Source organism: Timonella senegalensis JC301, from assembly GCF_000312125.1.
Classification (GTDB): Bacteria; Actinomycetota; Actinomycetes; order Actinomycetales; family Cellulomonadaceae; genus Timonella; species Timonella senegalensis.
Map to the genome: position 1 here is coordinate 101127 of NZ_HE978644.1, position 24135 is coordinate 125261.

The 24135-nt window shown below is 64.2% G+C and carries 20 protein-coding genes; 18 read left to right on the plus strand and 2 right to left on the minus strand.

Annotation, left to right across the window (positions count from 1 at the left end; all coding sequences use genetic code 11):
- The 4 genes from folP to HGSM_RS11205 form a co-directional block, all read left to right on the plus strand.
- Positions 1-784, plus strand: a 784-nt coding sequence (gene folP, locus HGSM_RS11190; protein ID WP_019148855.1) for a dihydropteroate synthase, incomplete at its 5' end; no start/stop codon positions are given.
- A gap of 177 nt (positions 785-961) precedes the next feature.
- Positions 962-3454 carry a 2-amino-4-hydroxy-6-hydroxymethyldihydropteridine diphosphokinase gene (folK, locus tag HGSM_RS14195; RefSeq protein ID WP_019148856.1) on the plus strand — a complete coding sequence of 831 codons (2493 nt, stop codon included), beginning with the start codon at positions 962-964 and terminating at the stop codon, positions 3452-3454.
- 21 nt (positions 3455-3475) lie between these two features.
- Positions 3476-3688: a hypothetical protein gene (locus HGSM_RS11200; protein ID WP_019148857.1), complete on the plus strand. Its 213-nt coding sequence runs from the start codon at positions 3476-3478 to the stop codon at positions 3686-3688.
- Between the two features lie 28 nt (positions 3689-3716).
- A complete protein-coding gene (locus HGSM_RS11205; RefSeq protein ID WP_230197541.1) occupies positions 3717-3950 on the plus strand; it encodes a DUF3180 domain-containing protein in 234 nt (77 codons plus the stop codon).
- A 57-nt stretch (positions 3951-4007) separates the two neighbouring features.
- On the opposite strand, the gene HGSM_RS13870 is transcribed toward HGSM_RS11205, so the two are convergent.
- Entirely contained in the window at positions 4008-4988 is a 981-nt protein-coding gene (locus HGSM_RS13870) for an N-acetylglucosamine kinase (RefSeq protein ID WP_019148859.1), read from the minus strand.
- A 147-nt stretch (positions 4989-5135) separates the two neighbouring features.
- A complete protein-coding gene (gene murQ, locus HGSM_RS11215) occupies positions 5136-6059 on the minus strand; it encodes an N-acetylmuramic acid 6-phosphate etherase (protein WP_019148860.1) in 924 nt (307 codons plus the stop codon).
- 186 nt (positions 6060-6245) lie between these two features.
- Between murQ and HGSM_RS11220 the strand changes: the two genes are divergently transcribed.
- From HGSM_RS11220 to nadC, 14 genes are all read left to right on the plus strand, one after another.
- Positions 6246-7967 carry a glycoside hydrolase family 3 protein gene (locus tag HGSM_RS11220; RefSeq protein ID WP_195891382.1) on the plus strand — a complete coding sequence of 574 codons (1722 nt, stop codon included), beginning with the start codon at positions 6246-6248 and terminating at the stop codon, positions 7965-7967.
- 149 nt (positions 7968-8116) lie between these two features.
- The gene (locus HGSM_RS11225) at positions 8117-9283 is read left to right on the plus strand and encodes an exo-beta-N-acetylmuramidase NamZ family protein (RefSeq protein ID WP_019148862.1); all 1167 of its coding nucleotides are present in this window, start codon (positions 8117-8119) and stop codon (positions 9281-9283) included.
- A gap of 64 nt (positions 9284-9347) precedes the next feature.
- A complete protein-coding gene (locus tag HGSM_RS11230; RefSeq protein ID WP_019148863.1) occupies positions 9348-10307 on the plus strand; it encodes a GNAT family N-acetyltransferase in 960 nt (319 codons plus the stop codon).
- Positions 10308-10357: 50 nt separating this feature from the next.
- Positions 10358-11275 carry a MurR/RpiR family transcriptional regulator gene (locus HGSM_RS11235; protein WP_019148864.1) on the plus strand — a complete coding sequence of 306 codons (918 nt, stop codon included), beginning with the start codon at positions 10358-10360 and terminating at the stop codon, positions 11273-11275.
- 67 nt (positions 11276-11342) lie between these two features.
- Positions 11343-14249, plus strand: coding sequence for an FAD-binding and (Fe-S)-binding domain-containing protein (locus tag HGSM_RS11240; RefSeq protein ID WP_019148865.1), 2907 nt, complete (start codon positions 11343-11345; stop codon positions 14247-14249).
- Positions 14250-14321: 72 nt separating this feature from the next.
- Positions 14322-14822 (plus strand): PH domain-containing protein, encoded by a 501-nt coding sequence (locus HGSM_RS11245; RefSeq protein WP_019148866.1) that lies wholly within the window; start codon positions 14322-14324, stop codon positions 14820-14822.
- Positions 14819-16387, plus strand: coding sequence for a PH domain-containing protein (locus HGSM_RS11250; protein ID WP_019148867.1), 1569 nt, complete (start codon positions 14819-14821; stop codon positions 16385-16387). Before HGSM_RS11245 ends, HGSM_RS11250 begins: the two co-directional genes overlap by 4 nt.
- A 128-nt stretch (positions 16388-16515) precedes the next feature.
- Positions 16516-17013 (plus strand): PH domain-containing protein, encoded by a 498-nt coding sequence (locus HGSM_RS11255; RefSeq protein ID WP_019148868.1) that lies wholly within the window; start codon positions 16516-16518, stop codon positions 17011-17013.
- A gap of 2 nt (positions 17014-17015) precedes the next feature.
- On the plus strand, positions 17016-18770 hold the full coding sequence (locus HGSM_RS11260; RefSeq protein ID WP_154646337.1) for a PH domain-containing protein: 1755 nt from the start codon (positions 17016-17018) through the stop codon (positions 18768-18770).
- The gene (locus HGSM_RS11265) at positions 18767-19684 is read left to right on the plus strand and encodes a Rossmann-like and DUF2520 domain-containing protein (RefSeq protein ID WP_051009852.1); all 918 of its coding nucleotides are present in this window, start codon (positions 18767-18769) and stop codon (positions 19682-19684) included. Before HGSM_RS11260 ends, HGSM_RS11265 begins: the two co-directional genes overlap by 4 nt.
- 52 nt (positions 19685-19736) lie before the next feature.
- The gene (gene panC, locus HGSM_RS11270) at positions 19737-20642 is read left to right on the plus strand and encodes a pantoate--beta-alanine ligase (protein WP_081581453.1); all 906 of its coding nucleotides are present in this window, start codon (positions 19737-19739) and stop codon (positions 20640-20642) included.
- Between the two features lie 96 nt (positions 20643-20738).
- Positions 20739-21176, plus strand: a complete 438-nt coding sequence (gene panD / locus HGSM_RS11275; RefSeq protein WP_040595123.1) for an aspartate 1-decarboxylase — start codon at positions 20739-20741, stop codon at positions 21174-21176.
- A gap of 9 nt (positions 21177-21185) precedes the next feature.
- Positions 21186-22940, plus strand: coding sequence for an L-aspartate oxidase (locus HGSM_RS11280; protein WP_019148873.1), 1755 nt, complete (start codon positions 21186-21188; stop codon positions 22938-22940).
- Positions 22941-23094: 154 nt separating this feature from the next.
- Entirely contained in the window at positions 23095-24033 is a 939-nt protein-coding gene (gene nadC / locus HGSM_RS11285) for a carboxylating nicotinate-nucleotide diphosphorylase (protein ID WP_019148874.1), read from the plus strand.
- Positions 24034-24135: the final 102 nt, after the last annotated feature.

Below are 24135 nucleotides of genomic sequence, written 5' to 3' on the forward strand. Positions count from 1 at the left end.
CGATTCATTTTCGGATGGGGGTAACTGGTTTTCGCATGAGGCTGCAGTAGCGCACGCGCACGAGCTCCTCGAGCAGGGTGCTGACATCCTCGACATCGGTGGTGAGTCCACTCGCCCAGGCGCTCCTCGAGTGGACGAGGAAGAGGAACTGCGCAGGGTCATCCCTGTCATCGAGGCTCTCGCTCCGACCGGCGCCGTGCTATCCGTGGATACCACTCGGGCTGTCGTTGCACGGGCCGCTGTTGCGGCCGGAGCACACATTATCAATGACGTCTCCGGCGGCTTGGCTGACGAGGAAATGGTCACGGTTGCTGCAGAAACGGGCGCGGTGTTTATTGCCATGCACTGGCGCGGACACGCGGATGTCATGGACTCGCTTGAAGAGTACGACGACGTCTACGTGGACGTGAAGCGCGAGTTGCTCGAGCGCGTGGAGTATCTCCTCCAAGCCGGCGTCTCGCGGTCCCAGATCGTTCTCGACCCGGGACTCGGGTTCTCAAAGTCCGGGGAAAGCAACTGGCCGCTGTTGGCGCACACCGCCGACCTTGCGGCTCTCGGATTCCCTCTTCTGGTTGGGGCCTCGCGCAAGCGCTTCCTCGGGCACCTGCTCGCGGGCGCGGACCACGAGCCCGTACCGCCAACAGCTCGCGACCATGCCACGGCAGCGATCACAGCGCTCTCGACACTGAGCGGCGCATGGGCGGTGCGCGTGCACAACGTCAAGGAGTCCGCCGACGCCGCCAAGGTGGCGCAGGCTTGGAAAGCTGCGGGCACCGGAGCCTAAGGGCGGCATGGGTTGAAATGCCCATGCTGGAATCGGTGTTTGTGACCGGAACCGCCCCTTTTGACGGTGGTCCGTCCGGGCTAGTCCTCTAGCATTTTGAACCGATAGGATTGCACCGCAAAGAACCCCTTTGCCGGTGCGAGGATGCACCACGCAGTTTGATGAAAGGCTCTAACGATGACCTCGGTTGGTAGCAGGCAGGACGTTGCTCAACTAGACACCATCCGGATCACCTCCGTGAGTGCAGTGGGCTACCACGGCGTTCTCCAATCGGAACGCCGCCAGGGGCAGGAGTTCTCCGCCGACCTGACGCTGTACGTTGACCTGGGTGGCGCCGCTGAGAACGACGATCTGAACCAGACCATCAACTACGCGCACGTTGCAGAGGCAGTGGTCTCGGTTATCACCGGCCCCGCGGTCAACCTCATCGAGACTGTCGCTGAACGCATCGCAGCGATCGTCATGGAGTACGAGGCAGTGCAGGGAGTTGACGTCACCCTCCACAAGCCATCTGCGCCCATCCCCGTACCATTCGGATCCGTGGACGTGACGATCCACCGTTCCCGTTCAAACCCGCCACGCGTATCCCGCCCGTTTGTAGAGATCGGCGCGGCAGCCGTGGAAACCCTGCCGTCGTGGTCCGATGTTGACTCGGAGTTCGCCGACCCACACCGGGATGCGGACGCTGCTCCCGCGGACGCAGAGATCTTTAGCCCGGCTGCGATGGAGCAGTCCGAGGAACTAGGGTCGCCTGAGGTTGCCGTGGAGGAAGAGTCTGCTGACGCGATGCCAGTAGTGGTGCCTGTGGCGCTCGAGGTACCCGAGGTGGCGCCGGAGGTCACAGAGGTGCCTGCCGTCGAGGTCAGCCTAGAGGCAGCACCCGTCTGGGAGGAAGCCGCGGATAGTGCTGAGTCGGAGGGTGGTCTAGGTCAGCCCGTCGTAGCCGAGCCTGAACTCGAGTCTGAGCAAGATCTCGAGGATGCGACCGGGATTGAGTCCGAAGCCGATCTTGTGCCGGACGCAGAGGCAGAGATCGAGCTGGATGCTGAGTCGGAGAATGCGCCCGAGCTTGATGTACTGCCGGATGCTGAGGATGCACCTGTAGTCGATGTCGAGCCTGGGCTCGAGGCTGAGTTTGAGATGGTGTCTGAACCGAGTGCGGAGCCAGAACCAGCCGCGGAGCCAGAACCAGCTGCGGAGCCAGAACCAGCCGCGGAGCCAGAATCTGGGGTGGACGCGGTCAGCGTTGCAGAGCTGGCACAGGAAAGCGCTGCACACGAACCTGCTACCCAAGACCTCGTAGAACCTGAGCCCCAGCCATTCGCGGACTCAGCAGAACCCGAGTCGGCGCCGGTCGTCGACGAGCCGTACGCCCCTCAGTTCATTGGCGCTGAAGAGGGCGCCCCGGTGGAGACCGAGCCGCAACTTGCTGCGCAGCCACACTATGCGTACGGTGCAAGCGAGTTCTGGAACAACGAGGCGCCGGAAGTGGTGCGCTCAGCCCCAACGCTCTCGGAACTTTTGGGCGGTGACCCCAACGAACCGCTTGACCTGTCCAAGCCTCTGTTCACTACGCCCGTCGACGGCGCGGATGCGCCACTGCCTAAGCCATTCTTTGAGGGTGAAAGCGCGCAGCCGGTCCACATCCCAACCCGGTCCGTATCGCCGGCAAGTGCTTCGTCGGAACCGGCTCCTGTTGCGCAGACTCCCGACGACTACGTGCACGAGTTTGAGCCCGTGACTGCGCCTGACGCCGAGCCAACCGCCGACGAGGTGTACGCGCCGGCACTCGACTACGCCCAGTCCCCGGCAATCCCTACGCGGACGCCGGACGGCTCATCAACGGCCAGCGCCCAGTCGCCAGTATCTGCATCGAGCGAGAACCTAGAACTACCGGGACCAGATGCCATAGCCGAAGCCCGCGCGACTGACGAGCCAGCACCCGCAGATCCATTGGAGAGTGCAAACACCCAGATCATCCCAGTAGCAGACCCACAGCCCGACAGCGCCGACCTTGTCCGGGGTGGCACTGCGATTTTTGAACCGGTTCAGCGCCCCAAGCCGCAGCCCGTTTCGACCGCGCCGCTCCTTAGCAACGAATCTGGAGCAGTCGAGTCAAACGTGTTTGCCATGCACGATCAGATGGACGAGACCCCGGAGCAGCCGGTCAAGGTTGTCCTGGCGATCGGCGCGAACATGGGCGATGCGCAGAAGACTCTGAGCGACGCTGTGAACGGCCTGCGCGAGACTCTTGGTCTCACGGTGACTGCTGTTGGGCCTCTGGCTCGTACGGCAGCGGTGGGTGGCCCCGAGCAGCAGGACTACCTGAACTCGGTCGTCATCGCGGAGACCACGCTGTCGCCGCGGGAACTGCTTCGTGCAACCCAAGCCATTGAGAAGGCACACCACCGTACGCGTGAGGTGCGCTGGGGTCCTCGCACGCTCGACATCGACATCATCATCTACGGCACCCTCGTAGCAGAGACTGACGACCTCTCGATCCCGCACCCCCGTGCGAACGAGCGCGCGTTTGTTCTTGTGCCGTGGGACCAAGCTGACCCTGAGGCATTCCTCCCTGGTCTCGGCGGTGGTCCGGTGAGCGCGCTCGCTGCAACTGCCCCCGACCGTGAGGGCGTCCGCTGGCTCGCCCTCGACTGGTTGCCCAACTAAGGGCCGGGCTCGGGAACCTTCATGACGAGAACCACCACATCGCAGATCCTCATGATCGCGGTCCTCACGGCCGCGGGGGGCTGGGGCTTGCAGCGCCTTCTGCTCCGACAAGGCATCCACATGCCCCACGCCAACCTCGCCACCGTGATCGCGCTCATCGTTGCTGCGGGGCTGATTACCTGGGGTGGGCTTGTGGTGCGGGCTTACCTGAACGGAAAAAAGGCCAAAGCTTAACGGGCTCTCTGCCGCGCGCATCGCTGTGTTGGCCAAGGCCAGCTCGGTCACCGGTGCGGTGTTCTTTGGCTGGTTCGCAGCCTACGTCCTGATAGCACTGGAGAACGTGGGAATCGAGTCCCAGGCGTCCAAGGCGCTGTGGGGCGGCATTACGGCGGGTGCAGCCGTGATCCTCACCGTGTGCGCGATGATTGCTGAGCGCAACTGCCAGATTCCGCCTGAGGAGCCCAAGAAGGAAGCCTCGAACGCGCAGCCAGCATAATTAAAGTCAAGGAGCCGCCCCACTGTAGTGACGCGGCTCCTTGACTTTGCGCCCTAACTACAGCGAACCCGCGTCGCTCAGCGCAGGCAGAGTGAACCCGACGAGCGCAGCAGCGCGGTCAAGCGAGCCGCAGATGGGAGCTTGGGGTTCCACGAAGGTGAGTCGCGCGAGCGCAGGGTCCGCTGCGATGCGCTCGAGAACCTTCTCCTTGATCACGGTCGGTGTGGACAGGAGTGTCCCGGCGAGCACGAGGTCAACCGGGGCAAAGCCAGAGCCTGGATCCCGAACCAAAGCGTCCCGCGCAGCCCCGCTCAGCGCAGTGACCAGTGCGTCTGCCCCCGACTCGACGATGCCCAAGGCCACTGCGTCCCCGGCGACAGCGGCTGCAGTGACGAGCGGCGCGATCTCTCCGTACTTGGTAGGTGCCAAGTCGTACACGTGCGAGATCAGTTCCTGACGAACATCTAGCGAGTTGGGATCGATTGAGTAGTGCGCGAGCACCGAGTCAGCCAGGCTCGTGTGCGGTCCGCGGTAGTCAAGTGCCTTCGCCGCTGCCTCAAGCCCCATGCGGCCGAGCCAGAGGCCCGCGCCTACATCACCGAGGATCCAGCCCATGCCGTCGCTGCGGCCTATGAGCTTGCCCTGGGTGAACGCACAGCCCACGGCTCCCGTTCCGGCAAGCAGCAGGAAGCCATCGTTTTTGGATGCTGCGGAGTAGGCAATCTCGAGGTCGCTCGACAAGGAGAGGCGCGCGCCCGGGACCTGTGAGCTCCATAGTTCCTGACACGCCCTGTTGATTTCTTCGTAGCGTGCGGCCCCCGCGCCAGCCACGCCAAAGTGCCCGGCCTGCACTGAACCGGCGTCCAGGTTTTCTAGCGCTCGAGCAAGCGTGCCGGAGATGTTGGCGAAGGCCTCGCCGGGCGCGGTTCGGAAGTTGCCACCCGGGCCCGTGACATAACTGCGCAGCGCGCCAGAATCGTCGACAATTGCGATTTTCGTGGACGTACCGCCGATGTCGGCGCCTACGAAAAATGCCATGAAACAACCGCCTTAGTGCGCTGTGGGGAGTACTGCCAGCAATGATAGTTGAGTGCTGGCGGGGTCAAAGCAACGGGAGTCCAGTTGAACGTGCGCGCGCCAACTAGACTCCCGTGGTTTAGCGGGCGTAGAGCGCCCCGTGCAGACTTACGCCTCGAGAACTGCGCGCAGGTTTCCGTGTGCTTCGGCGAGGAGAGCCTTGGCCTCCTGGGCATCTACGGAACGAAGAATCATGACCGAGGCGATCTTGACGTGGCCTTCGCCGCGGGCAAGGGCCTCGCTGGCTACCTCTTCGGAGGCTCCGGTCACGCGCTGTACCAGGTTACGTGCGCGCACGCGGAGCTTGGCGTTCGTGGTCGAGACATCGACCATGAGGTTTCCGTAGGTCTTACCCAGCTGGACCATGGTGACCGTGGAGAGCATGTTGAGGACCTGCTTTTGGGCGGATCCGGCCTTGAGGCGGGTCGAGCCAGACACGATCTCCGGGCCTACGACGACCTCGATGGGGAACTGTGCGGCAACGGAGAGCTCCGCGTTGGCGTTGGATGAGACACCCACGGTTACGGCGCCGAGCTCGCGGGCTGCGTCTACTGCTCCGATGACAAACGGGGTGCGGCCTGAGGCTGTGACACCTACGACCACGTCGCCCGCGGTGATCGAGTACTTCTCGATAAGTCCGCGGCCGGCGTCGTAGTCGTCCTCCGCGCCTTCTACTGCGTTAATGATTGCGGAAGGTCCGCCTGCGATGATTCCTTGAACCATCTCGGGGTCGGTGGAGAACGTGGGAGGGCACTCGGACGCGTCGAGGATGCCGAGGCGGCCTGGGGTTCCTGCACCCACGTAGAACATGCGGCCGCCGTTGCCCAACTGGCCAACGATTGCGGTGATAGCCGCCGAGATTTCGGGAAGCGCGCGGTTTACTGCACGAGGAACTTCCATTTCAGCCTCGTTCATCGCGGTGGCGACCTCGAGAACACTCATCTGGTCCAGGTTCGCGTAACGCGGGTCCACGGCTTCCGTGGTGAACGTGCTGAGGTCGAGTTCGGCTGGATCGGCGTGTGGGGTGCCCAAGGTTATCTCCTGTGGTGGGATGCTGGCGCTGTCTTTGGCATCTAGTTTGCACTAACGAGCGCCACTATGTAAATATATTACAAAGAATGTTGCATGGATGAAAACTGGCACCACGCGCGAGATACAACACACTCTGACCGCGGCGCCGCACCACCCACCTCGCACAAGACCGGGAGAATGGCTCTCATGGAGACGTCACCAGCCGCGCACGGCACGGCCGCACACAACCCTGCCACGATCGTCGAAAATCTTGAGGGAGCGCTAGCGACCCTCGATCAATGGGACGACGCACACCTTGTAGGGCAACTTTTCTCCCTGGCAATCGGACGCCACTCCACAGTAGGAATCGCGGCCGATGAAAAGGACAGTAACAACTCGGCGGCCCATACGATCATCGCACTGATCGAGTCCCGCCACCTCGGGGGCGTCTGCTACTTTCCAGTGAATCTCGCGGGGGACACCCCCGCCGAGATTGCGGCGCTCACACAAGCGGCACAAGCTGCCGCGCAGGTCCCACTCCTGATCTCCACCGATCAGGAGAACGGAACCGTAGCCCGACTCAAGCAGGGATTCACTCGACTTCCTTCCGCCATGGCGCTCGCGGCCACCCGCTCTCCACGCAACTGGAGAGATGCTGGGCGCATCAGCGCGAAGGAACTCGCAAGTGTCGGTATTCTGCACGCGTTCGCGCCGAACGCAGACATGAACACCGAGCCCACCAACCCTGTGATCGGGGTACGGTCCCCTGGGGCCGATATCGCCGCGGTGCAAGCCCAACTGACCGAGGTCCTTAAGGGAATGGCGGAAGGCGGAGTCGCATCAACGCTCAAGCACTTCCCGGGCCACGGCACCACGGTGGTGGACTCACACCTCGGATTGCCTCACCTGACCATGAGTAAGGCGGAATGGGCCACACAGGAACGTGCCGCGTTCGAGGCAGGACTGGCTGCTGGGGCTGATTCAGTCATGATCGGACACCTCGTGTTCGACGACGTTGACCCCGACAACCCCGCCACGTTCTCCCGCAAGGTCGTCACCGGCGAACTGCGCGAGGGCCTCGGTTTTGACGGCGTCATCGTCACCGACGCGCTCGAAATGGGCGGCGCGAGCCACCCAGAGGGCACGGGCGCGGGTTGCGTTGCAGCCCTCGCCGCGGGCGTGGACCAGCTGCTTATGCCGGGCGAGCCCGAGGCCGCGATCGACTACGTCATCGCAGCGCTTCAGCGCGGCGAGCTCGACCGCGGCGAGCTGATCGCCTCCGCCCGCCGAATCCTGACCCTCAAGCTCAAGCTTGCACGTATGAGCGCAGCGGCTCCTGCGGAGCCATTGTCCTCCCTCGCGTCACCCGCTAACGTGGCACGGGCCCGTCAGATTGCCGACGAGTCACTGACCTGGCGCGACCCGTCCGTCACGTGGACCACCGGTTCCGTAGATGCGGGCGCGCGAATCTTCATCATCGGCCACGCCGTTGACGCTATCGGACGCGGCGTGGACGTTGCCGGAATCGTCGGCGAGGCGCTGGGGGAGCGCGGCTTTGGCGTGACCCGCCGCGTGTTCGGTGACGAGGACGCCGTGACAGCTGCCGCGGGTTCGGACGCGATCATCGTGGTGACCCGCGATGCGTGGCGTGAGCCGGAGCAGAAAGCCAACCTGACTGACCTGCTGGCTCTTGCCGCTAACGAGGGAGCTCAAGCCTGCGTTATTGCCTCCCGCAACCCGTCGGACTCGGGCGTAGTCGGGGCTGAGGTACCAATGCTCCTCATGTTCTCGGACCTTGAACCCGCCACGCGCAGCGTCATCGAGGTGCTCTCTGGCGGAGCCGAGGTTACAGGTTCGCTTCCAGTCGACCTAGTGGACGAGGCCGGAGCTGTCCGCTGGCCAGCACGCCTGGGGCCACTCAAGAACTAAAGCAGTGGGCGCGGTCAGCACGCTGGCCGCGCCTCGTGCGTGGGGCCCGTGGCTCCCCATCGTTTGGGGCTGAAGGCACCACCACCGACCACCCGCGCAGGGTCCACACCCATCGCGCGAAACCAATACGACAAGGGAGTCTCCTTACCATGGCCGTCATTACGGGCGCCGATCGAATCGTCGAAAATCCAGCCCTCCTCGAACACAAGCGCTGGGGGATCGTCACTAACTACACCGGCGTGACCAGCAGCCTCGAACTGACCGCGACCGCGCTGCACAAGGCGGGTGCGCCACTCGTGGCGATTTTCGGTCCGGAGCACGGCACTCGAGGAACCGCACAGGCGGGCTTCTCTGAAGAGTCGGAGGCGGACCCAGAGACAGGACTTCCCGTTTACGACACCTACCTCAAGGAGGGTGCCGAGCTCGACGCGATCATCGCGGCTGCGGACGTGGACGTGCTCGTGTTCGACATGCAGGACCTCGGCGTTCGGTTCTACACCTACGTGTGGACGTTCGTGGACTGCATGCGCTCCGCGGCGCGCCTGGGTATCGACGTGGTCGTCCTCGACCGCCCCAACCCGCTCGGCGGCGTCAAGGTCGAAGGGCCCGCGCTCGACGAATCAGGGTTTTCCAGCTTTGTGGGCCGCGTTGACGTGGCCACCCGTCACGGTCTGACCGTGGGCGAATTGTTGGACATGGTTGCGCGCCGGGACACCGCCGCGGGACTGCCCGAGGCGAACCTCAGGGTCATCGAGATGATCGGCTGGGACCGCGAGATGCTCTGGGCCGACACCGGACTGCCTTGGGTCATGCCCTCCCCGAACATGCCAACCCCCGACTCGGCACTCGCCTACGTGGGTACGGGACTGTTCGAAGGAACACTCATGTCGGAGGGACGAGGCACCACGCGGCCGTTCGAGCTCATTGGCGCTCCGTGGGTCGACAGTCGCTACGTGGAGACGCTCAACGCGCTCGAGCTGCCGGGCGTGCGCTTCCGCGAGGCCTGGTTCAACCCGACCTTCCACAAGTTCGCAGGCGAGGTCGTAGCCGGAGTTCAGCTGCACATCCTCGACACCAACTCGTTCGCACCAGTGGCCACAGCCGTTGCCATGATCGACGCGGCCAAGGAACTGTACCCGGACGGCTTTGCGTGGCGCCTCCCGGAGCGGTCGGCTGAGTCGCTCTCGAACACCATCCCGTTCATCGATCTGCTCTGGGGAAGCGATTCCCTGCGTACCACGATCGACGCAGGCGGACGCGGAGGAGATCTGCCGCTCGTAACCACCCATCCACGGGACGCACAGCTCCTGTACTAAGGGACAGGTAGTAACCAGAAATACACACGGATCACCAACCACCGGATCGAGAAGGGAAACGGACGTGAAGGCAACCATCCGCAGCTTTACCGGCGCCGACCTGCTCCCCGTGGTCGCAGTATGGAACGCCGCGAATCACGCGGACCCCATCACGGCTGCTCGTTTTCGCAACCTGATCCTGGCTGATCCAAACTTTGATGCGTCCGGCTTGCAGGTTGCGGAGGTAAACGGTGAGGTGGTCGGCGCGCTCTACGGTGTGCGCCGACTCACCGCACACTTTGGCTCGGACCTCCAAGCGGGGACCGGATGGATCCCGTTCTTTGCGGTCCACCCCGAGCAGCAGCGGGCGGGCATCGGAACCAAGCTGTTCGAGGCGGCGCGCCTCTGGTTCTCCGAGCGGGGCGTCAACAGGGTGCACTTCTCCTCGTATACCCCGAACTATATCGTGCCCGGACTCGACCGCGAGGCCTACCCCGCTGCGTTTGCGTGGCTGACTGCCCTAGGATTCACCGTGCAGTACGAGGCGGTCGCTATGGACCGGCTACTGGTCGACTATCGGATGCCAGAGCACATTGCGCAGCACATCCAGGACCTTCGTGGCCGGGGCTACGAACTCCGGGCGGCAATAGACCAGGACGTACCCGAACTGATCTCGCTTGCGGGAGATTCCTTCAACCCGGACTGGGCGCGGGGCATCCGTGAGGCCCTGACAGGCGGACTGGGAATCGACGCCATCACGATTGCCCGCACGCCGGAAGGACCACTCGTAGGCTGGGCGATGCACGGGACGTATGAAGGCATGACGGAGAGATTCGGGCCCTTTGGCGTCCGAGACGACCAGCGCGGCACTGGGTTGGGCAAGGTGCTTTTACACCTGACCCTCGAACATATGCGGGCCAGCGGAGCCCACAACGCATGGTTCCTGTGGACGGACGAGAACTCCCCGGCGGGGCACCTGTACTGCGCAACCGGGTTCAGTGTTACCCGCAGGTTCTCGGTCATGACGGCCACCCTTTCCAACTGACACCTAGCGCTTCTCCCGCAGCACTCCCCACGCGAAGGTAAATTACTTACATGACAAAACGCGTCGGCCTACCACTACCCGAGGTTCAGGCCCCCATCACAGTCCAAATCCGCGGCATCCTAGGACACCTCCAGCCAGCCATGCGGCGCGTGGGCGAGTTCATTGTTGAAAACTCCGAGCGCGTCGCCTCGATGACCATTTCCGATCTGGCCAACCAGTGCCACACCTCGGAGACCACCGTGGTCCGGTTCTGCAGGGAACTCGGCGTGCGCGGATACGCGCAGTTACGCGTCGCGCTCGCCACCGAGGTCGGCAGCCGCTCGCTCGAGGACGCCAAGGCCGAGGCATCGGGGGATATCTCCGACGGGGACGACCTTGCCTCGGTGGTGGAGAAGATCGCGTACACCGACGCGCGCTCCGTGATCGACACAGCCCAGGCACTGTCCATCCCAGAACTTGCCGCGGTGGTTGAGCGCATCCTCGTGGCCGACCGGATCGACATCTACGGCGTGGGCGCCTCCGGAATAGTTGGCCTAGACCTCCAGCAGAAGTTGCACCGGATCGGCCTCATCTCGTTCGCGTTGTCCGACATCCACCAGGCGCTCGCCTCCGCCTCCTTGCTGACCGAAAAGTCCGTGGTCATCGGAATCTCGCACTCCGGAACCACCACGGACACGATCGAAATGCTCGCACGGGCCCGCGAGAACGGGGCCACAGTGGTTGCGATCACGAACTCTCCAAGGTCCCCGCTTGCCGAGATCGCCGACCACGTTCTGACCACAGCCGCACGGGAAACGCCGTTCCGAGCCGGCGCCACCGGAAGCCGGCTCGCCCAGCTCACCGTCGTGGACTGCCTGTTCGTGGGGGTTGCCCAGAGCAACTACTCCCAGAGCATCGAGGCGCTCGAAACCACGCGCAACGCGGTGCGGAGCAGGCACATAACCAAGCAAAAGTCTCCACGCAAGTAACTCGCACACCACAGACACGTCGCTTCACCCGGCAAGCCACCTCGGGCGGCCAACACAAAGGAACATCATGGCTCACTCACAGTTGATCGATCTCCCTGCCACCTCGGCCGAGGCCCAGGCAGCGGTTGCAGAACTCCGGGCGAAACTCGCGCCGGACGTCGTGTCCACCGAGCCGCTGGACCTGATGGCCCGCGCCCACGACGCGTCCCACTTTCTCCTCACCCCCAAGGCTGTGGTCACCGCTCGTAGTGCACAGGACGTGGCAGAGGCGTTCGCCGCAGCCCGAGCGAACGGCCTTCCCGTCACGCTCCGCTCCGGGGGAACGTCCCTGTCCGGTCAGGCTGGCGGCGACGGAATCCTCATTGATGTGCGCCAGAACTTCCGCCGCGTGGACATCGTGGAGTCGGGCGAGCGGGTCATCGCCGGACCGGGAGCCACCATCCGCTCGGTCAACGCGCGCCTTCACCGGTTTGGCCGCAAGCTCGGGCCGGACCCCGCATCCGAGATCGCCTGCACAGTGGGTGGTGTGGTTGCCAACAACTCGTCGGGCATGGCCTGCGGAACCGAGTTCAACACCTACCAGACCCTGGAATCCATGGTCCTCGTGCTGCCCAGCGGCACGGTCCTCGACACGGGCGCCCCTGACGCCAACGACCAGTTGCGCACCAAGGAACCGGAACTGTTTGCCGGGCTCATCGCACTGCGGGATCGCGTAAGGTCCAACCCTCACTCGGTCGAGCGCATCCGCCACCTGTTCTCCATGAAGAACACCATGGGGTACGGCATCAACTCGTTCCTCGACCACAACGAGCCGGTGAAGATCCTCGAGCACCTCGTGATCGGTTCCGAGGGCACGCTCGGGTTTGTCGCCCAGGCAACCTTCCGCACGGTTCCCGTGGCGCCACACATCGCCACCGGACTGTTCGTGTTCCCGCGGGTCACTGACGCAACCGACGCGCTCGAGGCACTGCTCGCCTCTGGTGCCAAGACGCTTGAACTCATGGACGCGCGCTCGCTCCAGGTGGTCCAACCGGACGTGGCGGCGGACAACCCGCTGTCGACCCTGGCCATCAAGGACCACACGGCGCTGCTCGTGGAACTCCAAGAGATGAGCGCCGAGGCACTCGCTCAGGCCGGCGAGGTTATGGCTAAGACCGTGTCGACCCTTCCACTCGACCTGCCCGTGGAGTTCACCTCCGATTCGCGCAAGCGCGCGGAACTGTGGCATGTGCGCAAGGGCCTCTACACCACCGTTGCCGGAGCGCGCCCTGTGGGTACCACGCCGCTGCTCGAGGACATCGTGGTTCCCGTAGGCGCCCTGAGCAACACCGTGGAATCGCTGGGCACCATCTTCACGGCGAACGGATATGACGACGCAGTGGTCTTCGGCCACGCCAAGGACGGCAATGTCCACTTCATGATCAACCCGCACCTAGACGACCCTGCGGAACTCGCCACCTTTGAACGCTTCACCGACGAACTCGTGGACCTGATCCTGGACAACGACGGGTCGCTCAAGGCAGAGCACGGAACGGGCCGCGTCATGGCCCCGTTTGTGCGCCGCCAGTACGGTGACGAACTGTACGAGGTCATGCGCGAACTCAAGCGTCTGTGCGACCCTTCGAACATGCTCAACCCGGGTGTGATCATCGAGGACAACCCGCGCGCACACGTTGAAAACATCAAGATCATGCCAGGTGTGCAGCCCAAGGTGGACGCCTGCGTGGAGTGTGGCTACTGCGAGCCCACCTGCCCGTCCAAGGATGTGGCGGTTACCCCGCGCCAGCGCATCGCGCTCATGCGCACGATGGAGGCCGCAACCCCCGCCCTCAAGGCGGAACTGGAAAAGGCCTTCAACTACGAGGCCATTGACCTGTGCGCCGCTGACTCTCTGTGCGTGACCTCGTGCCCGGTCAAGATCGACACGGGCAAGGTCATGAAGTCGCTGCGTGCGGAGCGCGCGCCGCGCATTGCGCAGATCGCCGGCAATATCGCTGCCAAGAACTGGGACAAGGCCGGGGTCGCAGTGCGGGCCGGACTCGGCGTGGGACAGCACATCAACCCGGCTGTTGTGGCGACCACCAAGGCCCTGCGCAAGGTTCTGCCCACGGAACTCGTTCCGGCCGCGGGCAAGGACCTCCCCGGTCCGGGTTCGAAGCGCCCAACGGGGCACGTGGGCGGCGCCAACGTGCGCGGAGTCTTCTTCCCCTCGTGCATTTCTGCGATGTTTGCGCCGGAGCGCGGCGAGGACGGGCTGCTCAAGGGCGTCGACGAGGCGCTCATCTCGCTATGCACCTCTGCGGGCGTGGGACTTAACATCCCGCAGGACATCAACTCGCTGTGCTGCACCACCGTGTGGCAATCCAAGGGGCTCGTGGACGGTCTGAGGACGATGTCCGAGATGGTGTTCGACTCGGTATGGAAGGCGTCCAAGGGCGGCCTGCTCCCGATCATCTCCGATGCCGCCTCGTGCACACACGGCCTGTTCGACGTGGGTGACAAGCTCACGGGCGACCGTGCCGAGCAGTTCAAGACCCTGCGCTTTGTAGACGCGATCACGTTCGCCCGAGAGGAGATCCTCCCGAACGTGAACGTGACCGAGAAGCTTGAGTCGGTTGCACTGCACCCGACCTGCTCGATGGTGCACATGGGCATCGTGGGCGACTTGCAGAGCGTGGCTGCGGCCGTTGCAGACGACGTTGTTGTCCCCGACGACTGGGGCTGCTGCGCTTTTGCCGGCGACCGCGGAATGCTGCACCCGGAACTGACCGCCTCGGCCACTAAGGCAGAGTCCCGCGAAATCAGGGAACGCGAGGAAGCACGCAAGGCCCAAGGCCTGGGCTCGGACGGCAGGTTCACCGCCTACGCCTCGGGCAACCGAACCTGCGAGATGGGTATGTCCCGAGCAACCGAGCGCCCCTACGTGCACATTCTTCAGATCCTTGAGTCTAGGGTCACCTCGACCAAAGGCTGATGTCTCAGTTACGCGCGGTCCATTACGGTGGAAAAGGCCCACGGTGGGCCGCGCGTAAGGGGGGAATGGCACGTGAGCACGGCAGCAACGGACAGAACGTCGGACCTGGTTCCGGGGGAGTGGACGACGATCTCGCGCCTGTGGTTTCGGGCAAAGCTGATCACCATGGCGATCTGGGCGCCGATCCTGGTGGGGCTGACCGCTATTCCGTACCTCATCTGGGACACGCCCTGGCTCCTGCTCTTTCCCGCCGCAGTCCTCGCCCTGTTCGTGATCTCCCTGCCCCTTGAGTACCTCGAGGTCAAACACTTCCGCTACATGGTCCGCGAGGATGAACTGCTCGTGCGCAAGGGCTCCCTCAACCGCACGACCACCGCGGTGCCGTACGGCCGTATCCAGTCCACGGAACTCGAAGAAGGCTGGATCGACGCCAAGTTTGACCTGGTCAAGGTCAAGTTCGTCACCGCTTCTGACGACGGCACGGTCGTGATTGCTGGACTCAGCAAGAACCGCGGGGAGCTGCTCCGGGACGAGATCCTTGCGGACGCCGAGGCCCGAAGGGTCGCCCTGTGACAAAGGTGCAGAACACCGATCCATCCAACGACCAGTTTCAACCCGAGGCAGCACAGGCCCCTGAGCCCGTGGGCGAGCCGCAAGAACTCGACTGGTTCCGCTGCCACGGCGCAAGTCCGCTCCTGTCCTCCGCCTGGGCGCTGCTGCTGGTTGGGTTCTTTGGCGCTCGCATCGTCATGCGGGAACTGGAGAGCGACTCGACCGACTTCACCGTCCTGTGGTTGGTTGTTGCCGCCGCAGTCGGCATTGCGGCACTCACCCTCGCTATCACCACGTTTGTGTGGCGCCGAACCGAGTTCGCTCTCGACGGCACCTACCTGCACTGCCGTGAAGGCAAGGTCAACAAGGAATCGCGCAAGATCGCGCTCGCTTCGGTTGATGCCGTGGACATTGAGCGTGCCACGCTCGCCAAGTTGACCGGGTTTGCGTCCCTCACGGTGCGCGAGACCGGTTCCAAGCCAATCGTAATGTCGTACCTGCGCCTCGATCGCGCCAATGCCCTGCGCGCCCGGCTGCTGAGCGCCCCGACACCTAGCACCAGCGTGGCTGAGCCCGCAGAGCCAGCCGCGGGAACGGTAGAAAATCAGGCGCCTGTGGCGCCAGCAAAACCCCAGATTATCGACGATTCTGCGCCACTCATCTATGAACTCCCGACCCAGCGGCTACTTGTGTCGCTCGCGTGGCGGTGGGTTCTCCTCGTGCCGTTCCTCCTCCTCGCCGCGGCCGTGCTGGTGGTGCTCGCGCTACGCGGAGTGCAGCTGATCGGCCCCGATGACATACCGGGATTCACTGCGGCCACAATCCTCAAGGGGGTCATCGCGGTGGCGCTCGCGGTCGTGGGCGTGGTCAAGCTGGTGTCCAAGAACTACATGTCGCGGGTGCGGGTCGGGGACGGGCGACTCGCGATCTCACGCGGCCTGATCTCGGACTTCTCCTCCACCATCAACCTCGGATCTGTGCACTGGGTCGTGATCAAGCAGCCCATGGTGTGGCGCTGGGTCGGGTGGTGGCAGGTCCGGCTTCTAACCGTGACCAGCTCCGATGGCTCCGACGATGACTCTGAAGATGAAGGCGCGGCCTCCCAGATCGTGCTGCCGGTGGCCACGATGGCCGAGGTCAGCGCGCTCTTGGAGGTGCTCGAGCGGGCCGGAGTGGCTGCTTTCGAACCTGCCATCGGGCTGGCAACTCGGGCCACAGAGCCGGACGTCCGCACAACGCGCAGGGCGCGGTTCGTCTCCCCGATTGCGTGGGGCCGCGAGGGCTTCACCATTGCGGACCGGGTCCTGTTCTCACGTGCAGGGCGATACTCAACCAAGCTGACCGTGATTCCGCTGGCAAAGGTCCAGCAGACCGCGCTCTCGCGGGGACCCTTTGACCGCTCCTTCGGACTCGCGGACGTGGATCTCTTGGGCGCACAGGACGTCGGAGCACTCACCATACGGGCCCTTGACCACGAGGACGCTGACGAGTTGTTCGCTCACCTCCTCGGCGTCACTGCAACTCCGATTGTCCATCGCCCAGCCCACACGAGTTGGGTGCACAAACTCGCGGCCGAATCGCGCTAGTGTGGCACGTAGAAAAACTGCGTAGTCGTAGACTTCGCCGCTCACACAGCAACGTTCGCCTGGTCTCATCAGCAGCGCTGGCCCACTAGCCAACCCACTTGCTGCATCACACCGAACAAGGACTCCACATGAAAGACGTCATGGATCTCGTATTCGACCCCGAGGGCATCGAATGGCACACGGTCTCGCCTCGCCTTACCAAGGTGCGGCTCCTCACCTGGACCCTGACCATGGCGCTACCGATCCTTGCGGCAATCATCGTGACCGCGTTCTTCCCAACCTGGTGGATGTTCGTGATCCTCGCCACCGTGCTGGGACTGTACATCTGGATTGCCATAATCATCAGGCGCCAGGTACCAAAGATCGGATACGCGGAACGCGAGGACGACCTGCTGATTCGCCGGGGCATCCTCTTCCGCTCAATCGTGGTGGTTCCTTACGGCCGCATGCAGCTCGTGGACGTCGAGGCAGGTCCGCTGGACCGAAAGTTCGGGATTGCCAAGGTCACCCTGCACACTGCGTCCCCCCAGACGGACGCCGTGGTCCCCGGCCTCGTTCCTGAGGAGGCCGCGCGCCTTCGTGACCGACTGGCAAGCCGCGGCGAAGCCCGATTGGCTGGTCTGTGACGGTGAGTACAAGCGACGACTCTCAGTTCCCCGCGGCGTCTCCCTACCCGGTGCTACCTGCACATGAACCCGCCGGTGAGTTCGCGGGGCAGAACAAGCAAGCACGCGGAACAGATAACAAAGACCCAGACGGCCTCACCTGGCACAAGCTCCACCGGCTGACCCCCTTTGTGCGTGGCTGGATCGTCATCGTGGCCATCGCGATCGCAGCACTCCAGACCAACCCAACGGAAATCTACAGTGAAGGCGTCGAGTCTAAAGACCTGCTGATCCTTCTCGGCATCGCGATCGTGGTCGGCCTAGGCGTCATCTTCTTTGGCTGGCTGTCCTGGCGCCGGATGAGCTACGCGTACGACTACGAGTCCGTGTACATGAAGCGCGGAATCCTCTTCCGGCAGGAGCGAAAAGTGCGGCTCGACCGCATCCAAACGATCGACATCGTACGGCCCGTCATTGCCCGAATCCTTGGGCTCGCGGAGCTCACCGTGCAGTCCGCTGCAGGCGGTACGAGTAACGTCTCGATTGGCTTCCTCAAGGACGAAGACGCGGACAAACTGCGCGCCGAACTCCTCGCGCGAGCCTCCGGGGCCGTGACCGCCGAACGCGATGAAGCCTCCGCGCACGCTGGGGCGGCCGGCATGGCCGGTGGTGTGAACGCACTGTCCACCCAGGGTGGGGTAATGGACCAAACTGGCGGCAGGATCGTCGAAAATCAGAGGGTTGACCAGGGCGAACGCGTGCTGTTTGCGGTGCCGCCCAAGCGGATCATCCTCGGAGCGTTGTTGTCCGGCGGCACGATCGCGACGGTCATCCTTGTTGCAGTAGCGATCGGCTCCCTCATCGGCGGATACGGTGGGGTCACCGCGGGTCTGCTGCCCGCGCTCCTCGCATTCGTGCCGATGACCTGGAACAGGTTCGTGGGAGAGTACGGGTTCACTGGTGCGATCTCGGCAGACGGGATTCGCGTGCGTCACGGACTTCTCGAAACCCGGGCCAAGACAATCCCGCCGGGCAGGGTTCAGGCCGTCCAACTGAGGCAGTCGCTCCTGTGGCGCAAGCCGGGTTGGTGGCGAGTCGATGTAAACGTGGCCGGCCAGGCCATCAAGACCGACGGCAACAGCGTCTCGCTCGAGGCCGTGTTGCTGCCCGTGGGCACGCACACCGAGGCGATCGATGCGCTGTGGCTCGTGCTGCCCGACCTCGGCACGGACAACCCGATCGAGCTGCTGGACCACGCGCTCAACGGCGTGGGGCCGGCCGGCGGATTTACTGTCAGTCCCCGCTCGGCGCGGTGGCTGGACTGGTTCAGTTACACGCGCAATGGGTTTGTGAGCACGGAGCATGCCCTCATTATTCGTACGGGCTGGCTCATCAAGCGGGTCGTGGTGGTGCCACACGCGCGCATTCAATCGATCGGCGCGCAGCAGGGACCGTGGCAGAGGAAGCTTAGGGTTGCCACCTTCACCACCCACTCCACGGTTGGCAACATTAGGCCGCTCATCCCACACCAGTCCGAAGAAGCTGTCCGCGAACTCCTCGTCGCCCAAGCGGCACGGGCGCGCGAAGCGCGAGTGCACGCAGGGCCGGAACAATGGCTGGAACGCGTCAGTGAGAACTACCCGCAACTGCAGGATCTCGCGGGCATGGGAGCGGCGTCGGCAGTTCCCGCTCCAGAAGAGGGCGACTCTAAGCTGGATCTACGCGGCGCAGGTACCACTCACACTTCGAACGAACCCACGAACGAACCCACGGAATAGTGAACAACACAGAGAACAAACCAGGGCGCCTCGGCGTCGGAATAATCGGTGCCGGCAGGGTCGGAGCAGTCCTCGGAAGCGCGCTGCGGGCTGCAGGACATGCGGTCATCGGGGTGTCCGCGCTCTCGGAAGCCTCGCACGATCGGGCTGATGCACTGTTGCCCGGCGTGCCGGTGCTCGAGCCGCAGCAGATCGTGGAGCGTGCGGAGCTGGTTCTGGTCACGGTCCCCGACGACGTTATTGGCTCCGTGGTTCAGGGGCTTGCCGATCTCGGAGCCTGGCAGCCGGGCCAGATCGTGGTCCACACCTCGGGTGCGCACGGCCTCGACGTCCTGGCGCCTGCGCGTGCTAAGGGCGCCATCCCCATTGCAATCCACCCAGCGATGACCTTCACCGGAACCTCTCTGGACCTCGGACGGATCGAGGGCGCTACCTTTGCGGTAACCGCTCCCGCGCCGGTTTTGCCCATCGGGCAGGCGCTCGTGGTTGAGCTCGGTGGCGAGCCCGTGGTCCTCGAGGACGCGCAGCGTGGCCTTTATCACGCGGCCCTCGCACACGGGGCAAACCACCTCGTGGTTTTGGTGGCCCAAGCCGCACAACTGCTTGAAAAAGCGGGCATTCCAAACCCTGGGCAGGCGATCTCGCCACTGCTGTATGCGGCGCTTGAGGGGGCCTTGGCGGGGGCGGATGGCACTTCTGACCCCATCGCCACGTTGACGGGGCCGGTTGTTCGGGGGGACTCTGGAACTGTTAAGAAGCACGTGCAGGAGCTTGAGTCCTTCGCAGTTTCCGAGCGGGCCACCGACATAGTCGAGTCCTACCGGGCACTCGGACGGGCCGCTACAGTGCGTGCGATGAACCTCGGCCGCATCACCGAAAAGCAGGCCCAGGAGCTCCTCGATTCGTTCGAGTGACTCCGGGAACTGCCCTCGGGAGAGCAGCGGCCACCCTCACACGAAAGATCGGCTGACCGTGCCACACGTCGCACACACCGTTGAAGAACTGAACCGACTGCTCGCGGAACTTGATGAGCAGACTGAGCACACCGAGCGGACCGATTCCGCGGGTGGACTCGCCCACCGCGCAGTGGTCATGACTATGGGCGCGCTGCACGCAGGCCACATGGAACTCGTCGACCGTGCGCGCGCCGCTGCCCGCCAGGTTGTAGTGACAGTCTTTGTGAACCCACTTCAGTTCGGGCCGGGCGAGGACTACGAGGCATACCCGCGCGTGCTCGACGCCGACGTCGCGCTGCTCGCCGAGCACGGGGCAGACATCGTGTTCGCACCAGAACGCGAGGACATGTACCCAGGGGGCGACCCACTAGTGCGCGTCACCTCGGGGCACCTCGGCACGATCCTTGAGGGATCATTCCGCCCCGGACACTTTGATGGCGTGCTGACCGTGGTCAACAAACTCATGCACCTCGTGCGCCCGCAGCTTGCGTTCTTTGGTGAGAAGGACGCTCAGCAGCTCCTACTCATTAAGCGCATGGTCAAGGACTTCAACCTGGACGTTGAGATTCGCCCGGTGCCCATCGTGCGCCAGGAGGACGGCCTCGCGCTGTCGTCTCGCAACTCGTACCTGAGCGAGGAGGAGCGCGTCACCGCGCTGACTCTTTCTAGGGCGCTTGAGGCGGCGCGCGACGCCGCCGAACAGGGCTCAAACGGTCCCGAGGCTAGGGAAGCGGCCGTGGCAGTCTTCGCCGAGCAGCCGCAGGTCGTCCTCGACTACCTCGTGATCGTAGACCCGCAGACCATCACCGACGTCACCAACGACTATGCGGGGAAAGCCCTTGCGCTCGTCGCTGCTCGAGTGGGCACGACTAGACTTATAGACAACATGCACGTGGAGATCGCTGCCCGCGCTTAGCGGACTCCACCACGCGCCGTTTACGGCCGCGCAACCTAGCCCTTTTCGCCCCTGCGGTAAGGGACCAAGACCAGAATTACTTAGGATTTGTTCAAAGTGACGTCATTGCAACGCCCCATGATGATCGGCAAGATCCACCGCGCCACCGTGACGCAGGCCGACCTCCACTACGTGGGTTCCATAACCGTGGATAACGATCTCCTTCTCGCGGCGGACCTGTACCCGGGCCAGAAGGTAGACATCGTCGACGTGACCAACGGTTCGCGCCTGACCACGTACGTCATCCCAGGTGAGCCCGGAAGCGGCCAGATCTGCATCAACGGCGCGGCCGCGCACCTCGTAGACCCGGGTGACCTCATCATCATCATCGCCTATGGCATGATGTCGGACGCCGAGGCAAGGCACTACCTGCCTCACGTGGTGTTCGTAGACCACGAGAACAAGATCGTTGAGAACTCCAACGAGCCGGGACTCGTTCCATCGGGCTACGGACTCGAAGCGTCGGGCCTGCCCATTGCGCCATTTCAGGCATAATCTCTGTACATGACCACGAGCGCACACCGTCCGGACGCACCAACAATCCCCACCTCGCTTTCCGCAGCACAGCCGGGATGGGTGGCCCACGCGGACGTGATCGTGGTTGGCTCGGGAATTGCGGGACTGACCGCCGCCCTTGAGCTGCGCAACCAAGTCGGGCGAGTATTGCTCGTGACCAAGGACGTGTTGTCCTCCGGTTCAACCGTTTGGGCGCAGGGCGGAATCGCTGCAGCGCTCGACCCCAAGGACTCACCTCGGGCACACCTGGAGGACACGCTCGTGGCCGGAGCGGGACTGTGTGATCCCGCCGCGGTGGAGGTCCTCGTCAATGAGGGTCCCGATCGAGTGCGCGAACTCATGGAACGCGGCGCCCGGTTCGACGTCGAGGCGGACGGGGAGGTCGCACTCACCCGTGAGGGTGGGCACCACGCCGACCGCATTGCCCATGCGGGTGGAGACGCCACGGGAGCCGAGATCTCTAGGGCGCTCGTGGCCCAGCTCGAGGCCGTGCGTAACGACCCGGGAATCGAGATTATCGAGCACGCTCAAGTGCTCGACATCCTCACGTCCGCAGGCAAGATCGAGCCGCAGGAACACGACGAGGACCGCAGGGTAGCGTGCGGGGTCACGCTGCACGTCCGAGGCGAGGGTACCCGAGACGGTGTGGGCTCGGCGCTTGCCCGTGCGGTCGTGCTCGCCACGGGTGGTATCGGCCAGCTCTACGTCTCCTCGACCAACCCGTCCCAGTCCACGGGGGATGGCATCGCCGCAGCGCTGCGGGCCGGAGCCGACCTCGCTGACCTTGAGTTCGTCCAGTTCCACCCCACTGTCCTGTGGCTGGGTTCCGGCGCTCGCGGCCAGCTGACGCTCATTTCGGAGGCGGTGCGCGGCGAGGGAGCGTACCTAATCGACGTCGAGGGCAAGCGGTTCATGACCAACGTCCACGAGATGGCAGAGTTGGCGCCTCGGGACGTGGTCGCCCACGCGATCGTTGAGCAAATGGAAAAGACGGGCTCGGACCACGTGTTCCTCGACGCCCGCCACCTCGGAGCCGAATTCCTAAAGAACCGCTTCCCAACCATCTACGAGTCTCTGCTCGCACAAGGCTTTGACATCACCGCAGAGCCAGTGCCAGTCGCGCCAGCACAGCACTACCACTCCGGCGGAATCCTTACCAACGCCTCCGGACGGTCGACCCTTCGCGGGCTCTACGCGGTGGGGGAGTCGGCCTGCACGGGCGTACACGGAGCTAACCGCTTGGCCTCAAATTCTCTACTTGAGGGGATAGTGTTCGCTCACCGCGCCGCCGAGGACATCGCCCGCCGGATGGAGGCAGGAGAACTGCCGCAGCGCGAACCACAGGAGCGCCCCGGCCAGTCTGGCCTGGTCATGGCCGCGTCCCGCTCCAAGATCCAGCGCTCCATGACGGCTGGAGCGGGGGTGACCCGTACTCGTGCCTCGTTAGCCCAGACTCTGGAGACGCTTGGTTCGATCCGCACAGACGCGGCCATCCCGGAACCCGTCCAGGGGGACCACTTCACGCTGCCGCAAGCCGCGGAGTGGGAGGCCACCAACATCCACGTGGTCTCACTTGCGCTCGCCTCGGCCGCACTGCTGCGCGCGGAGAGCCGCGGCGGACACTTCCGGGCGGACTACCCGGAGCAAGACAGCGACTGGCTGCTGCGCGTGGTGACGCGCATTGGCTTGGACGGCAAACTCGTCACGGACACGGCCCCGCTCACGCGCGGCGACCACCACTGACGGGCCGCGGCTCTGCCGCGGTGGCCCGTCAGAGGCTCTGCCGCGGTGGGCCCAATCTGGCCGCGACAAACCCAGCACCACGTATCCGAGCATCACTCCAGCACCACGCACCCCAGCACCACCCGACAGCATCACCCCACACAGGCGAGGAACAATGACCGAGTCCCAGACCAAATCCCCACTCGACCCCATGGCGCCCGGCGTGACGCCGCTAGACCGCGAATGGCTGCGCTCTGCAGTGCGCGCCACCCTCGATGAGGACCTCGGCGGTTTCCCCGGCCGCGACGTCACCTCCTTTGCCACGATCTCGCCCTCCGAGCAGGTCACCGCTCATCTCATGGCCCGCCAGGATGGCGTGGTCGCGGGTCTCGCCGCGCTTCCCGAGGCGTTGACCCAGGTCGCAGAACGTTTCGGCATGGGAGAAGTTGCAGTCAGCTTTGACGTGCAGGACGGCGCCCGCGTAACCGCGGGCCAACGCCTTGCCGTGCTCACCGCTCCCGTCCAGGCACTGCTGATTGCAGAGCGCTCGCTCCTGAACCTCGCCTCGCGTGCCTCCGGCGTAGCCACCGCGACCCGCAGGTTCGCGGACATCCTCCTTGAAACGGGGACGGGCGCGATGGTCCTCGACACGCGTAAGACCACCCCGATGCTGCGCGAGCTCGACAAATACGCCGTGCGCGCGGGAGGGGGCACCAATAAGCGCATGGGCCTGTACGACGTGGCCATGGTCAAGGACAATCACGTGGTCGCTGCAGGCTCGGTCTCCGCCGCTGTTGCCGCCGTGCGCGCCATGTTCCCCGACGTCCTTATCCAGGTCGAAGCCGATACCTTCGACCAAGCCATCGAGGCAGTGAACGCTGGCGCACGCTTCCTCCTCCTGGACAACATGTCCAACGAGGAGATGGCCCGAGTGGTCGCGGCACTGCGTCCCCGCGAACCGGAAATCGGAAAAGTCGAGCTCGAGGCCACCGGCACGGTCACCCTCGAACGTGCCGCCGGAATCGCTGCCACCGGCGTCGACTACATGTCCGTGGGCGCACTCACGCACTCGGCCCCCATCTTGGATCTCGCCCTCGACCTCGTCTCCCGCTGACCTTGGGCGGCAACGCCGCCTGATTTACGACGATTGACCTCCTCCCAGCGCACGCCTTGGCTGGTAGGAGGTCAATCGTCGCTAATAAGGTTGGCAACGTGA